We start from the raw sequence: 14,692 nt of genomic DNA, 5'->3' as shown, positions 1-14,692 counted from the left end.
GGGCGCGGTTCACCTCGCTCCGCCCGAACACCCCACCCCGGCAGGCACGCCGGGGCCGGCCGGCGCACGGAAGCAGGGGTGGGAACGTCAGCCCTCGCGGGGCGGCGGGGCGGGCAGCGCCGTGGCGGGCACCACCAGGTCCGCCCGCTCGCGCGTCACCGCCACCAGGTCGGCGTTGCGCTGGTCCGTGCCCCGTACCCAGGCCACGGCCGCCGTGTGCTCCTTGCCGAACTCCTCGTGCCGGGCGACCAGCCGGCGGATCCGCTCCTCCTCGGAGATCTCGCAGAACCACACCTCGTCCAGGCACGGCCGCACCCGCGCCCACGGCCCGTCCGTCAGCAGCAGGTAGTTCCCCTCGGTCACCACCAGCCGGGCCTGGGGCGGTACGGGGAGCAGACCGGCGAGCGGCTGCTCCAGCACCCGCTCGAACCCCGGCGCGTACACCACCTCGTGGGACTCCTCGCGCAGCCGGCGCAACAGCGCGGCGTACCCGGCCGCGTCGAACGTGTCCGGCGCGCCCTTGCGGTCCCGGCGGCCCAGCCGGTCCAGCTCCGCGTCGGCGAGATGAAAGCCGTCCATGGGGACGTGCACGGCCCAGGGCGGGCCGTCGCCGTTGAGGGAGCGCACCAGGCGCTCGGCCAGCGTCGTCTTGCCCGCACCGGGGCTGCCGGCGATGCCCAGCAGGGCACGCCGGCCGTCCCGGGACAGGGCACGGGCGCGCACGAGGAGGTCGTCGAAGGTCAGCGGCACACAGCAGAGTGTGTCACCGGGCCTGCGGCGTGTGTCACCGGCCGCCCGCCGTACATGTGGCGTGCGCCACCCAATTGAGGAGCGCCCGGCGGGGAACGCTCCCGTTATGACTCAACTCGGTCTGCCCGACACCATCCAGGCCTGCCTGTTCGACCTCGACGGGGTCGTCACCAAGACCGCCGTCGTCCACGCGGCGGCCTGGAAGGAGACGTTCGACGCGTTCCTGCGCGACTACCAGGGGGCGCAGGGACGGCCGTTCGACGCCGCCGCCGACTACGACGAGTACGTCGACGGCCGCCCCCGCGCCGACGGCGTCCGGGCCTTCCTCGACTCACGCGGCATCCACCTCCCCGAGGGCGAGCCCGGCGACCCGCCGGACGCCCGCACCGTGCACGGCGTCGGCAACCGGAAGAACGAACTGCTGCTCGCGAAGATCCGCACCGGCGGAGTGGAGGCGTACGAGGGCACGCTGCGCTACCTGGAGGCGGTGCGCGCCGAGGGGCTGCGCACCGCGATCGTCTCCTCCAGCGCCAACTGCCGGGACGTGCTGCGCTCCGTCGGCGCCGAGCACTTCTTCGACGTCCGCATCGACGGCGTGGTGGCCGCCGAACGGAACCTGCCGGGCAAGCCGCACCCCGACACCTTCCTCGCCGCCGCCCGCGACCTGGGCGTCGAGGCGTCCCGCGCGGCCGTCTTCGAGGACGCGCTGGCCGGCATGGACGCGGGCCGCGCGGGCGGCTTCGGGTACGTCGTCGGCGTGGACCGGGTGGGCCAGACCGACGCGCTGTACGCGCACGGCGCCGACACCGTCGTACAGGACCTCGCCGAGCTGGGAGGCAAGCAGTGATCAACGAGCGGGCGTACGCCGTCGAGCCGTGGTCCGTCCGCGAGACCGCCCTGGATCTCGACGTGCTCGCCCAGAGCGAGTCGGTGTTCGCGCTCTCCAACGGGCACGTCGGCTGGCGCGGCAACCTGGACGAGGGCGAACCGCACGGCCTGCCCGGCAGCTACCTCAACGGTGTGCACGAGGTGCACCCGCTGCCGTACGCGGAGGCCGGCTACGGCTACCCCGAGTCCGGACAGACCGTCATCAACGTCACCAACGGCAAGATCCTGCGGCTGCTGGTGGACGACGAGCCGTTCGATCTGCGCTACGGCCGGCTGGTCTCCCACGAGCGCGTCCTGGACCTGCGCCGCGGAGTGCTGGAGCGGACCTGCGAGTGGACCTCCCCGGCCGGTTCGACGGTCCGGGTGCGCTCGACCCGGCTGGTGTCGCTGACCCAGCGGGCGGTGGCCGCGGTGGCGTACGAGGTGGAGGCCGTCGGCAGCCGCAGCCGGGTGGTGATCCAGTCGGAGCTGGTCGCCAACGAGAGCCTGCCGGAGCCTGACGGTGACCCGCGCGCGGCCAAGGCGCTGAAGTCGCCGCTGGAACAGGAGGACGGCTTCGCCTCCGGCGAGCGGCTGCGGCTGGTGCACCGCACCCGGCGTAGCGGCCTGCGCGTCGCGGTGGCCGCCGACCACGTGGTCACCGGTCCCGAGCGCACCACGAGCCGCAGTGAGAGCGGCATCGACGTCGCCCGGCTCACCGTCACCTCGGTGCTGGAGCCCGGACAGACCCTGCGGGTGGAGAAGCTGGTCGCCCACGGCTGGTCCGGCGCCCGGTCGCTGCCCGCGATGGCCGACCAGGTCGACGCCGCGCTCGCCGCCGCCGCGCACGACGGCTGGCAGGGTCTGCTCGCCGACCAGCGGGCCTGCCTGGACGACTTCTGGGCCCGCGCCGACGTCGAGGTGGAGGGCGACGAGGAGATCCAGCAGGCCGTCCGCTTCGCGCTGTTCCACGTCCTGCAGGCGGGGTGCCGTGCCGAGCGGCGCGCGATCCCGGCGAAGGGACTGACCGGCTCCGGGTACGACGGGCACGCGTTCTGGGACACCGAGATGTTCGTGCTGCCGCTCCTCGCCCACACCGCGCCCGAGGCCGTGGCCGAGGCGCTGCGCTGGCGGCACACCACCCTGGACGAGGCGCGCGAACGCGCCGCCCAACTGGGACTGGCCGGCGCCGCCTTCCCCTGGCGGACCATCGCCGGCCCGGAGGGCTCGGCCTACTGGCCGGCCGGCACCGCCGCCTTCCACGTGAACGCCGGCATAGCCGACGCCGTCGTCCGGTACGTCGAGGCCACCGGCGACACCGCCTTCGAGCGGGAGACCGGCGTGGAACTGCTGGTCGAGACGGCCCGGCTGTGGCGGTCGCTGGGCCATCACGACACCCACGGGGTCTTCCACCTCGACGGCGTCACCGGCCCCGACGAGTACAGCGCGGTCGCCGACGACAACACGTACACCAACCTGATGGCCCGCCAGAACCTGCGTGCGGCCGCCGACGCCGTGGAACGCCACCCGGGGGAGGGGCAGCGGCTCGGCGTGGACGAGGAGGAGAGCGCCGCCTGGCGGGACGCCGCCGACGCCATGCACATCCCCTACAACGACGAACTCGGCGTCCACGAACAGCACGCCGGGTTCACCCGCTACCAGCGCTGGGACTTCGCCGGCACCCGCTCCGACCAGTACCCGCTGCTGCTCCACTTCCCCTACTTCGACCTCTACCGCAAGCAGGTCGTCAAACAGGCCGACCTGGTGCTGGCCATGTACACCTGCGGCGACTACTTCGAGCAGGAGCACGACGAGGAGCAGATCGCCCGGAACTTCGCCTACTACGAGCCGCTGACCGTCCGCGACTCCTCCCTGTCCGCCTGCTGCCAGGCCGTCATCGCCGCCCTGACCGGCCATCTGGACCTCGCCTACGCGTACACCGCCGAGGCGGCGCTGATGGACCTGCACGACCTGGAGCACAACACCCGCGACGGGCTGCACATCGCCTCGCTCGCGGGCACCTGGATGGCCCTGGTCGCGGGCTTCGGCGGCATGCGCCGCGAGGCCGGCCGGCTGCGCTTCGCGCCCCGGCTGCCCGAGCGGCTGCGCCGGCTCGCCTTCCACGTCCAGTTCCGGGGACGCAGGCTGCGCGTGGACATCGGCGCGGACAAGGTGACGTACGTGCTCCTGGACGGTGAGCCGCTGACGCTCCGTCACCACGGTGAGCCGCTGACGGTCAGCACCGAGGAGCCGGCCGTGCGGGCCGTACCGCCGATGGTCCGCCGCCCCACCCCCGAACAGCCGCCCCACCGGGCGCCGAACGGCGGCTGAGTCCGGGCCGCGGCGTGAACGGTCGCGGACGCGGGGGCCGTACGAGCACTGCCCTTGCGTCCGCATCCCGCGGCGGCGACCTCACATGCCGTCTTCGGCGAGCAGCGTGCGCAGGGCCGTCTCCTCCTCCGCGCTCAGCCCGGTCACGAAGTGCCGGAGCGCGGCGATCGGGTCCGGCCCCCGGCCCAGGGCCTCGTGCATCACCTGCGCGGTCAGCTCGGCCGCGTTCTTGGCCGGACGGTACGCGCCGCGCCGGCCGTCGGCGTCCCGCAGCACCAGCCCTTTGTCGTACAGGCGTTTGAGGATCGTGTGGACCGTGTTGTACGCGATGCCCCCACCGATCTCTTGCTGGATCTCCGCGGGCGTCAGTGGCCGCTCGGTGGCCCAGAGGGCGGCCAGTACCTCGCTCTCCAGCTCACCGGCGCCGCGTCGCTCCGCCCTGCCGCGGGACCCTGTGCCAGCCATGCCCCAACCTTACAGCGCGTAGTGCCGTCGCCCGGATGGCCCTCTCCGCCGGGTACGGCCGGGTGATACACGCCGGTTTGGCCGTGTTATTTCCCGTTAGTACCCCCGTCCGCGAGCCGGGAGGTGACAGTGGGCCCCTACGACCCGTGGGGACGAAGGGGTGGTCATGGCCGGCAGCGCGCACGTCACACTCGACGCGGTGAGCCGGCAGCGCTCGCGCCGCACACCCGCCGGCACCACTCGTGCCGCCCGGCCGCTCGCCGCGCTCTCTCCGGCCCACCCGCTCCTCGCCGTTCACGCCGGAAAGCAGCTGACCGGCGTCACGCGGACGGCAGAAAGCGCCCACGCACTCGGCCGGCCCCGGACCCGTGCCGTGACCGCCCCGCACCGGCGCGGCGTCCGGCCGCCCTGCGGCCAGGAGGCCACCGCCCCGAGGCCGCCGCTCGCCGCGTCGGCACCGGCCGGGTCCGCGCTACCGGACCACGCCCGGAGCCGGGCGTCCGCGGCCGTGGGTGCGGCACTGCCGCACCGTGTCGCCGGGCCGGACGACGGCACCGCCGCCGTCGGGCCGGACGACGGCGGTGCCGTCGGCGGTGTCGCCCGCACCGCCCGGCGGTCGCCGCTCGCCCCGGCTGTGTCGGCCGGGTCCGCGCCGCCGGGTCGCGCCCGGAGGCGGGTGTCCGCGGTTGGCGGCGCGCCGCCGGCGCACCATGTCGTGCCGGGTGCCCGCTCATGACGTCTCCGGCCGGGTTCGCCGCGGCTCTGGGCCGCCGGCGTACCTGCTGGCAGGCCGGCGTCTGCCTCGCCGTACTGCTCGGCGCGCTGTACCTGGCGCGCCGGCACTGGCCCGCGCTGGAGAGCGGGGCCGGGCGGCTGGCGGACGCCGACCAGGGCTGGCTGCTGGCCGGCGCGGTGGCGGCCGTGGGCACCTGGGCGGCCTCCGCGCTCGCCCAGCAGGGCGCCGTCGTCCGGCGGCTGCCCGGCGCCCGGCTGGTCGCCGCACAGTTCGCCGCCGCCTCCGCCAACCACCTGCTGCCCGCCGGGCTCGGCGCCGGCGCGGTGAACCTGCGCTTCCTGATGCGCTGCGGGCTGCCGCCCGCCCGCGCGGCCGGCGCGCTCGCCGTCAAGGCCGCCACCGGGGCCGCCGTCCGCCTGGCGCTGATCGCGCTGCTCGCGCCCGCCTGCCCGGGGCTGCTGCGCCTGCCGCACGTCTCCCCGGTGGTGGTCGCCGCCGTCCTCGCCGGGGCCGTACTGGCCGCGGTCCTGCTGGCCACCCCCTGGTGGTCGCGCTGCCGGCGCGCGCTCGCCGCCGTACTGACCGACATCCGCGTGCTGCACGCCTGCCCGACCCGTGCGGCGGCCCTGTGGGGCGGCTCCCTGGCCTTCGCCGCGCTGCACGCCCTGGTCCTCATCGCCGTCACCCGGGCCGTCGGGCTGCCGCTCGCCCCGCTCCAGGTGGCCCTGCTGTACCTCGCGGCCAGCAGTGCCGCCGCCCTGCTGCCCACACCGGGCGGCCTCGGCTCGCTGGACGCCGCGCTGGCGCTCGTACTCACCGCCGCCGGCACCCCCGGCGCCGCCGCCGCGTCCGCGGTGCTCGGCTACCGGCTGCTCACCGTGTGGCTGCCGCTGCTGCCCGGCCTGCTGGTGCTCGGGGTACTGGTGCGGCGCAAGGCCCTGTGACGACCGGGAGGCGCGGTGCAGGGGGGCATTACCTGCCAGGTCATCGATCTTGGCGGGCCCCCGTGCCAGGATCGTCGGCATACGCCAGCCCGGTCGACCGGAAGGGGACATTCATGCCCGCCTACGCCATAGCGCACCTGCAGGAGGCCGCTCCGCACCCGGAGATCGCCGAGTACATCGAGCGCATCACCGCCACCTTCGAGCCGTACGGCGGCCGCTTCCTCGTGCACGGCGCGCAGCACGAGGTCAAGGAGGGCCACTGGCCCGGACACGTCGTGGTGATCTCCTTCCCGACGATCGACGAGGCGCGGGCCTGGTGGGACTCACCCGCGTACCAGGAGATCGCGCCGCTGCGCTCGCGGCACATCGACGGCGACATCGTCCTGGTCCCGGGCGTCCCCGAGGGTTACGACGCGGCCGGCACCGCGCGGGCGATGCGGGAGGGCATGCCGGCCGACTAAGCATCACCGTCCGGTCCAGGGTCTGCTTGCTTTCCCTCCCCATGGGAGAGGTCTGCCGCAGCCTTTACTGCGCAGAAGTTGCAGGTGCTTCTCCGTGGCACAAGGCTGTAGCCGCGGCCGGGACCGCGCCACCGGTGAAGACGCATCCCGTGACGGCCGCCCCTGACTCCGCTCCGACCCTCCCCGCTCGGCCCGAGCCCACGCGCTCGGCCCGGCACCGCGTCCACGGCTCCGGGCGCGGCAGGGGCGGGGCAGGGCCCCCGGCGCGACGGCGCCTCCTGTCCGCCGGTGTCCGCCGACCGCCTTCTCCCCCCTCGGCCACTTCGGTCCGTCCGGCCCGGGCGGCGGCGGGATTAATGATCCGGCCACGGGAAACGCGGACCGGGACCGCCCGCGAGCCCCGAAGGAGGCGACGATGAGCGACCAGCAGTCCGAGCAGACCCCCATGGCTGACGACGTCTACCAGCCCACCGGAACCAACGAGGAACAGGAGGACGCCGGCCCCCTGGATCTGCAGGACGCGGTCGGCGAGCGGACGTACGACGACATGCTCGACGAGGGCTACTCCCCGCCCGAGCGGCCCCTCGGCGTCACCAAGCACGGCACCACCGCCGCTGAGCAGCGCGCGGGGGAGACCCTGGACGAACGGCTCGGCCAGGAGGTCCCGGACGTCACCCCGCCGGCCGGCGACGAGATCGGCGACCTGCCCGGCGGCGAGGGCGAGCCCGTCGGCCCCGAGGCGGGCGAATCCCGAGCCGGCCGCCTGGTCGCCCCGGACGAGGGAGCCCACACCGACACGGTCAAGGAGGAGGTCGCGCGGGACGTGGGCGTGGACGGGGGAGCGGCGGGAGCCGAGGAGGCGGCGGTGCACGTGGTGGAGGACGCCTAGGGCCTAGTCCAGCCGGTCCACCTGGCGGAGCCGATTCGTCGCGTCGAGCGCGGCGACCTTGTACGACTCCGCCAGCGTCGGGTAGTTGAACACCGCGTTGACCAGATAGTCCACCGTGCCCCCGCACCCCATCACGGACTGTCCGATGTGGATCAGCTCGGTCGCGCCCGAGCCGAAGCAGTGCACCCCGAGCAGGGTGCGGTCCCCGGGTGACACCAGCAGCTTCAGCATGCCGTGGGAGTCCCCGATGATCTGCCCCCGGGCCAGCTCCCGGTACCGGGCCATGCCCACTTCGAACGGCACCCGGTCCTCGGTGAGCTGGTCCTCGGTCCGGCCGACGAAGCTGATCTCCGGAATGGTGTAGATGCCGATCGGCTGGAGCCGGTGCATCCGCCCGACCGGCTCGCCGCACGCGTGGTAGGCGGCGGCCCGGCCCTGTTCCATGGAGGTCGCCGCGAGTGCCGGGAAGCCGATGACGTCACCCACGGCGTAGATGTGCGGGACCTCGGTGCGGTAGTCGTCGTCGACCTCGATCCGGCCGCGCGCGTCCGCCGCCAGGCCGGCCCGCCCGAGGTCGAGGTCGTCGGTGAGACCCTGCCGGCCGGCCGAGTACATCACCGTGTCCGCCGGTATCTTCTTGCCGCTCTCCAGCACGGTGAGCGTGCCTCGCGGGTGGCGCTCCACGGCGGCGACCGTCTCGCCGAACCGGAAGGTCACGGCCAGGTCCCGCAGGTGGTACCTGAGCGACTCCACGATCTCCACGTCACACAGGTCCAGCATGCCGGGGCGCTTCTCCACCACGGTCACCCTGCTGCCCAGCGCGGCGAACATCGAGGCGTACTCCATGCCGATCACGCCCGCGCCGACGATCACCATGGACCGCGGCACGCGCTCCAGCGAGAGCACGTTGTCGGAGTCCATGATGGTCCGCCCGTCGAACGCGACGCTGTCCGGGCGGGCCGGCCGGGTGCCGGTGGCGATCACGATGTGCTCCGCGCCGATCAGCCGCTCCCGGCCGGACGGTTCGGACACCGCCACCGTGTGCGGGTCGGTGAAGCGGGCCGTGCCGGAGTACAGGGTCACCTGGTTGCGTGCCAGCTGACTGCGGACGACGTCCACCTCCCGGCCGACCACGTGCCGGGTGCGCGCGGTCAGGTCGGCGACGGTGATGTCCTCCTTCAGCCGGTAGCTCTGCCCGTACAGGTCGCGCTGGGTGAGGCCGGTCAGGTACAGCACCGCCTCGCGCAGGGTCTTGGAGGGGATGGTGCCGGTGTGCAGGGAGACCCCACCGAGCATGTCGGGGCGGTCGGCGAGGGCGACCCGGCGGCCGAGCTTGGCCGCGGCGATGGCGGCTTTCTGGCCGCCGGGGCCGGATCCGATGACGAGCACGTCGAAGTCGAAGTCGGGCACGCTCGGGAGTCTGGCAGGCACCGGCCGTCCTGGGGAAGGGACGGCCGCGGTTCATGTCCCGGCGTGCGGCGGCGATCCGGCAGCGATGCGGCAGCGATCCCGTGCGTGGGCGTGCTTCCGGCAGTGCCGGTCATGCCGGTCATGCCGGTCATGCCGGGCGGGCCGGGCGTGTGCCGCCCGGCCCGCCTCCCCGTTCCTTCGCGGCAGTCCCCCGGACCGCCTAGGGCAGCAGCTTCTCGACGGCTGCCGGCCCCTCCGACTCCAGCTTGCGGCGCGCCCAGTCGAGGTTCTTCGGTGTGACGTCCCTGCCCGCCGCCATCACCATGTCCTCGGGGGTGACGTCCCTCGAGGGCGCGGAATGGAGCAGGGCGTCCGGGGTGCAGACGTCGTCCGACGAACGGGACTCTTCGGGGGTGGATGTCGCCATGATGCCTCCTCCTCGGTCCGGATGACCGCATCCGTGCCGGTGCCTCCGAACGGGGCACACTCTCACCATTGCCCTCCCCGGCGCACCCTGCATCCGGAAGCGCCTGGGGAGCGGGTGAAGAGCGCCTGCCCACGCCGCGCGAAACCACGCGCTCCCCGACCGGAAAACATCCCGCACACTGGAAAAACCACCTTAACGGGAGAAAACATAGGGTAGGCGGATAAACTTCACCGCAAACTCACCGGGAGGCCGCCGATGGCCGCGACGCCGTTCGCCGGGGACGCCCCCAGCCCCCGCTACCTGCCCATCGCCGAACACGGCCTCATCGGCGACCTGCGCAGCGTGGCCCTGGTCGGCACCAACGGCACCATCGACTGGTACTGCTGCCCCTCGTTCGACTCCCCGAGCGTCTTCGCGGCCATCCTCGACGCCGAACGGGGCGGACGCTTCGAGCTGGCCGCCGCCGTACCGGCACGCACCAAGCAGTTCTACTTCCCCGACACCAATGTGCTGATCACCCGCTTCTTCACGGAGGAGGGCGTCGGCGAGGTGCAGGACTTCATGCCCGTCCGCAGCGACGGGTCGTTCGAGGTGAGCCGGCACCGGGTGATCCGGCGCGTGGTGTGCGTCCGCGGCACGGTGCCGTTCCGGGCGCTGATCGCCCCGCGCTTCAACTACGGGGCCGACCAGCACACCCTGAACTCCGTGGACGACATGCTCGTCTTCGAGTCCCCGGAGCGGTCCCTGGCGCTGACCTCCACGGTCACGCTGGAGAACGACGCCCGCGACGCGTGGGCCGACTTCAAGCTGGCCGAGGGCGAGACGGCGGTGTTCGCCCTCGACCAGCTCGGCGACCAGGTGCCGCCCCGCGGCTGCGCCCACCACGAGGCGGAGCAGGAGTTCAACGCCACCGTCACCTACTGGCGCAGGTGGCTGCACCAGTCCCGCTACCGGGGCCGCTGGCGCGAGATGGTGCACCGCTCGGCCCTCACCCTGAAGCTGCTCACCTACGCCCCCACCGGCGCCATCGTCGCCGCGCCCACCACCAGCCTGCCCGAGCAGCTCGGCGGCGAGCGCAACTGGGACTACCGCTACGTCTGGGTCCGCGACGCAGCCTTCGCCGTCTACGCACTGCTCAGGCTCGGCTTCAGCGGCGAGGCCGCGGCCTTCATGAAGTTCCTGACCACGCACATCAGCCCCGGTGACGGCGCCGCCTCCGGACCCCTGCAGGTCATGTACGGCATCGACGGCCGCGCCGACCTGCCCGAACGCGACCTGCCCCACCTGGAGGGGCACCTGGGCTCCGCACCCGTCCGGGTCGGCAACGCCGCCGCCGACCAGCTCCAGCTGGACATCTACGGCGCACTGATCGACTCCATCTACCTCTACGACAAGTGGGCACAGCCCATCTCCAGCGACCAGTGGGACGACGTGTGCCAGCTGGTCGACTGGGTGTGCGAGCACTGGGACCAGCCCGACGAGGGCGTCTGGGAGACCCGCGGCGGGCGGAAGACCTTCCTGTACTCCCGGCTGATGTGCTGGGTCGCCATCGAGCGCGCCATCCGCCTGGCCACCCACCGCGGGCTGCCCGCCGACCACCGGCGCTGGCGCCAGGCACGGGACACCATCTACCGCAGGATCATGGACCACGGCTGGTCGGAGCGCCGGGGCGCCTTCGTGCAGTACGAGGGCGCCGACGTCCTCGACGCCGCGGTGCTGATGATGCCGCTCGCCAAGTTCATCGCCCCCACCGACCCCAAGTGGCTCTCCACCCTGGACGTCCTCACCGAGGACCTCGTCTCCGACTCCCTCGTCTACCGCTACGACCCGCAGGCCAGCCCCGACGGCCTCCGCGGCGACGAGGGCACGTTCTCCATCTGCTCCTTCTGGTACGTCGAGGCGCTCGTCCGGGCCGGCCGGGTCGACGAGGCCCGGCTGGCCTTCGAGAAGATGCTGACCTACGCCAACCATCTCGGCCTGTACGCCGAGGAGATCGGCCGCACCGGCGAGCAACAGGGCAACTTCCCCCAGGCGTTCACCCATCTGTCCCTGATCAGCGCCGCGTTCAACCTGGACCGCGCCCTCGGCTGAGCCGCCCGGACCGGGCTGGTGTGTCCCCAGGGCGTTCGGGTACCCGGGACGCCCGCAAGCGGGATCGACACAGCGTCGACAGAGGGAGGAGCCCCCGGATGACCAGCACCAGCGAGACCGGCGACGTCACCGGCACCCGCGACAAGGACTACAACCTGATCTGGTACGTCGAGGCGTGCCTGAACAACGCCCTGCGGCTGGAGCAGTACATCCAGGACGCCGAGCGTGAGAAGGACGACGAGGTCGCGGAACTGTTCCGCAAGGCCCAGGCCCACAGCCGCAAGGGTGCCGAGCAGGGCAAGCAGCTGCTGCGCTCCCGGCTGGGCGGCGGCTGACCGCCGCTCCGCCCGGGCGCACCGCGAACTCGGATCAGGGCCCGGCGGGCCGCACACGCGCCCGGTCACCGCGCAGCCGGCCGGCCCCCGAGGCCACGGCGAACGCGGTGGACCCCCGCGTCGGCGTCCGCCGGGCCCACGCCGTCCGCCGGCCTCCCGGCTCCTCAGGGCAGCGGCTGCTCCGCCCAGATCACCTTGCCGTTCGGCGTGTACCGGGTGCCCCAGCGCTCGGCGAGCTGCGCGACCAGGAACAGGCCCCGGCCGCCCTCGTCGGTGCTCGCCGCGTACCGCAGATGCGGCGAGGTCGTGCTGCGGTCGGAGACCTCGCAGATCAGGGTGCGGTCACGCAGCAGCCGTACCCCGATCGGGCCCCGCCCGTAGCGGATCGCGTTGGTGACCAGCTCGCTGAGGATCAGCTCGGTCGTGAACACCAGCTCCTCCAGGTCCCAGTCGGACAGCGTCCGGGTCACCGAGGCCCGCACCTGCGACACCGCGGCCGGGTCGGACGGCACCTCCCACCGGGCGACCCGGTCCGAGTCCAGCACCCGGGTGCGGGCGACGATCAGCGCCACGTCGTCGCTCGGCCGGGCCGGCAACCGGTCCAGCACGGCACGGCAGGTGTCCTCGGGGGAGGCGTCCGGAGCCCGGAGCAGGGCGTCCCGCAGCAGACCGAGCCCCTCGTCGATGTCCCGCTCCCGGTCCTCCACCAGACCGTCGGTGTACAGCACCAGCCGGCTGCCCTCCGCCAGCTCCAGCTCGGCCGTCTCGAACGGCAGCCCGCCCAGGCCCAGCGGCGGCCCCGCGGGCACGTCCGCGAACTCCACGCTGCCGTCCGGCCGTACCACCGCGGGCGGCGGATGACCGGCCCGGGCCAGGGTGCACAGCCGGGACACCGGGTCGTAGATCGCGTACAGGCAGGTCGCGCCCGTGACCACGTCCGCGCCGCCCGTCGGCGTCTCGTCCTGGTCGATCCGGCCGACCAGCTCGTCCAGCAGACCGAGGAGTTCGTCCGGCGGCAGGTCCAGCGAGGAGAAGTTGTGCACGGCCGTCCGCAGCCGGCCCATGGTCGCCGCCGCGTGCAGCCCGTGTCCCACGACGTCCCCGACGACGAGCGCCACCCGGGCACCGGACAGCGGCAGCACGTCGAACCAGTCGCCGCCGACGCCGGACTGGGCCGGCAGATAGCGGTAGGCGATGTCCAGGGCGCCCTGCGCGGGCAGGGTGCGCGGCAGCAGGCTGCGCTGGAGGGTGACCGCCATGCTGTGTTCACGGGTGTACCTGCGGGCGTTGTCGATGGACACCGCGGCCCGCGCCACCAGCTCCTCCGCCAGGGCCACCTCCTCGGCGTCGAACGGCTGCGGCTTCTCCGCACGCCAGAAGTTCGCCACCCCCAGCACCAGACTGCCCGCCCGCAACGGCACGGTGATCAGTGAGCGGATGCCGTACTCCAGCACCTGGTCGGTGCGCTCCCGGTTCTGCGCCCGCCAGCCGGTCGCCTCGCCCAGACGCGGCACCACGACCGACTGTCCGGTCGTCAGCGCGCGGGCCTGCGGAGAGGTGGCCACGAACCGGATCCGCTCGCCGACCGGGTACAGCGGGGCGTCCTCGCGGATGCCGGCGTAGGCCGCGCGGCGCAGCACCGCCCCCGGCCGCGGCTCCTCCCCGCTGAGCACCGCGTCGAACAGGTCCACCGTCGCGAAGTCCGAGAAGCGGGGCACCGCCAGCCCGGCCAGTTCCTCCGCGGTCCGGGCCACGTCCAGGCTGGTGCCGATGCCCACCCCGGCGTCGTACAGCATGTTCAGCCGTTCCCGGGCCACCTCCGCCCGGCCCGACAGGGCGCGCAGCTCGGTGGAGTCGCGCAGCGTCGTGACGCTGCCGGGCGGCCCGCCGCGCAGGTCCGTGGGCCGCTGGTTGATCGCCAGCAGGCGGTCCTTCACCAGGTGCACCTCGTCCGTGGCCACCCGTCCCGAGGCCAGCAGGGCCGCCGTCTCGTCGTCCAGGCCCAGATCCCGCACGTTCAGCCGTTCCGCGTGCGCGGGCAGGTCCAGCAGGCGGTGGGCCTCGTCGTTGGCGAGCAGCAGCCGGCCGTCACCGCCGACGATCAGCACACCCTCCCGGACCGCGTGCAGCACCGCGTCGTGGTGCTCGTACATCCGGGTCATCTCGTACGGCCCGAGGCCGTGCGTCTGGCGCAGCAGCCGTCTGCTGACCAGGGCGGTGCCCCCGGTGGCCAGTATGAGCGCGACGGCCCCCGCGGCGAGCAGCAGCGGCAGCTGCTGGTCGGCGGCACCGCCCACGTGCGCGGTGGTGATCCCCGCGGACACCAGGCCCACCACCGCGCCGGCCGGGTCCTTCACCGGCACCACGACCTGCACCAGCGGGCCGATGGTGCCGGTGATGTGCTCGGTGACGGTGTGGCCGGCCAGGGCCGGGCCGATGTCGCCGACGAACTTCTTTCCGATGCGGTCGGTCTCGGGGTGCGTGTAGCGGACTCCGTCGGTGTTCATCACGACGATGAAGTCCACGCCGGTCGCCTTGCGGGCGGCCTCCGCGCGCGGCTGGAGCAGGGCCGTGGGATCGGGGGAACGCAGGGCCGGGGCCGTGCCGGGCGCGTTGGCGAACGTCTCGGCCACGGCGAGGGAACGGTTGGCGGCCTCGACGTCGCTGTCGTGCCGCACCTGGAGCAGCTGGGCCACCACCGCCGAGACGACCAGCAGCAGCACGATCACCACCTGCAGCACGAACACCTGACCGGCCACGCTGCGCCCGGTGACCGCGGACCGGAGCCTGCCCGGCCGGCTGCCGCCCGTGCCGCGTGGTGGCCGGGGCGGGTCGTACGGTGCGCGCGGGCGCCCCGACGCTCGGGGCGGCCGGGTCGTGGTCCGGCCGGGCAGTCGCACCATGTGCCCATGTCTACACTGCCCGGCGCCCTCAGGCGAGGGCGTCACGCGAGGTGCCGGCCCCCGACCGGACGACACCCGGCCGG

The 14,692-nt window shown here is 73.7% G+C and carries 13 protein-coding genes; 8 read left to right on the top strand and 5 right to left on the bottom strand.

Going from position 1 to position 14,692, the window contains the following annotated elements:
• Positions 1 to 87: 87 nt before the first annotated feature.
• Positions 88 to 750: a nucleoside/nucleotide kinase family protein gene (locus AB0B40_RS28195; RefSeq protein WP_345048441.1), complete on the bottom strand. Its 663-nt coding sequence runs from the start codon at positions 748 to 750 to the stop codon at positions 88 to 90.
• Between the two features lie 106 nt (positions 751 to 856).
• Here AB0B40_RS28195 and AB0B40_RS28190 point away from each other — a divergent pair, with 106 nt between their 5' ends.
• The gene (locus tag AB0B40_RS28190) at positions 857 to 1,597 is read left to right on the top strand and encodes a beta-phosphoglucomutase family hydrolase (protein ID WP_345048443.1); all 741 of its coding nucleotides are present in this window, start codon (positions 857 to 859) and stop codon (positions 1,595 to 1,597) included.
• Complete coding sequence (locus AB0B40_RS28185; protein WP_345048444.1) at positions 1,594 to 3,948, top strand: glycosyl hydrolase family 65 protein; 2,355 nt, start codon at positions 1,594 to 1,596, stop codon at positions 3,946 to 3,948. The genes AB0B40_RS28190 and AB0B40_RS28185 overlap by 4 nt, the downstream gene beginning before the upstream one ends.
• A gap of 81 nt (positions 3,949 to 4,029) precedes the next feature.
• On the opposite strand, the gene AB0B40_RS28180 is transcribed toward AB0B40_RS28185, so the two are convergent.
• Complete coding sequence (locus AB0B40_RS28180) at positions 4,030 to 4,413, bottom strand: BlaI/MecI/CopY family transcriptional regulator (protein WP_345048445.1); 384 nt, start codon at positions 4,411 to 4,413, stop codon at positions 4,030 to 4,032.
• 166 nt (positions 4,414 to 4,579) lie between these two features.
• Between AB0B40_RS28180 and AB0B40_RS28175 the strand changes: the two genes are divergently transcribed.
• From AB0B40_RS28175 to AB0B40_RS28160, 4 genes are all read left to right on the top strand, one after another.
• Positions 4,580 to 5,149: a hypothetical protein gene (locus AB0B40_RS28175; protein ID WP_362266219.1), complete on the top strand. Its 570-nt coding sequence runs from the start codon at positions 4,580 to 4,582 to the stop codon at positions 5,147 to 5,149.
• The gene (locus AB0B40_RS28170) at positions 5,146 to 6,093 is read left to right on the top strand and encodes a lysylphosphatidylglycerol synthase domain-containing protein (RefSeq protein WP_362266217.1); all 948 of its coding nucleotides are present in this window, start codon (positions 5,146 to 5,148) and stop codon (positions 6,091 to 6,093) included. The genes AB0B40_RS28175 and AB0B40_RS28170 overlap by 4 nt, the downstream gene beginning before the upstream one ends.
• A gap of 113 nt (positions 6,094 to 6,206) precedes the next feature.
• Entirely contained in the window at positions 6,207 to 6,554 is a 348-nt protein-coding gene (locus AB0B40_RS28165) for a DUF1330 domain-containing protein (RefSeq protein ID WP_345055412.1), read from the top strand.
• Positions 6,555 to 6,969: 415 nt separating this feature from the next.
• Complete coding sequence (locus AB0B40_RS28160; RefSeq protein ID WP_345055410.1) at positions 6,970 to 7,443, top strand: DUF5709 domain-containing protein; 474 nt, start codon at positions 6,970 to 6,972, stop codon at positions 7,441 to 7,443.
• A gap of 3 nt (positions 7,444 to 7,446) precedes the next feature.
• On the opposite strand, the gene sthA is transcribed toward AB0B40_RS28160, so the two are convergent.
• Both sthA and AB0B40_RS28150 read right to left on the bottom strand, forming a co-directional pair.
• The gene (sthA, locus tag AB0B40_RS28155; protein WP_362266215.1) at positions 7,447 to 8,853 is read right to left on the bottom strand and encodes a Si-specific NAD(P)(+) transhydrogenase; all 1,407 of its coding nucleotides are present in this window, start codon (positions 8,851 to 8,853) and stop codon (positions 7,447 to 7,449) included.
• A 220-nt stretch (positions 8,854 to 9,073) separates the two neighbouring features.
• Entirely contained in the window at positions 9,074 to 9,280 is a 207-nt protein-coding gene (locus tag AB0B40_RS28150; RefSeq protein ID WP_345055406.1) for a hypothetical protein, read from the bottom strand.
• A gap of 255 nt (positions 9,281 to 9,535) precedes the next feature.
• Between AB0B40_RS28150 and AB0B40_RS28145 the strand changes: the two genes are divergently transcribed.
• A complete protein-coding gene (locus AB0B40_RS28145; RefSeq protein WP_345055405.1) occupies positions 9,536 to 11,371 on the top strand; it encodes a glycoside hydrolase family 15 protein in 1,836 nt (611 codons plus the stop codon).
• 98 nt (positions 11,372 to 11,469) lie between these two features.
• Positions 11,470 to 11,706, top strand: coding sequence for a hypothetical protein (locus tag AB0B40_RS28140; protein WP_362266213.1), 237 nt, complete (start codon positions 11,470 to 11,472; stop codon positions 11,704 to 11,706).
• Positions 11,707 to 11,870: 164 nt separating this feature from the next.
• Here the strand turns inward: AB0B40_RS28140 and AB0B40_RS28135 are convergent, their stop codons facing one another.
• Positions 11,871 to 14,609, bottom strand: coding sequence for a SpoIIE family protein phosphatase (locus tag AB0B40_RS28135; protein WP_362266210.1), 2,739 nt, complete (start codon positions 14,607 to 14,609; stop codon positions 11,871 to 11,873).
• Between the last annotated feature and the right edge of the window lie 83 nt (positions 14,610 to 14,692).

This window comes from Streptomyces sp. NPDC042638, from assembly GCF_040647235.1.
Taxonomy (GTDB): Bacteria; Actinomycetota; Actinomycetes; order Streptomycetales; family Streptomycetaceae; genus Streptomyces; species Streptomyces rameus.
The sequence above is the reverse complement of the archived record's forward strand: the minus strand, read 5'-3'. Positions and strand labels throughout refer to the sequence as shown.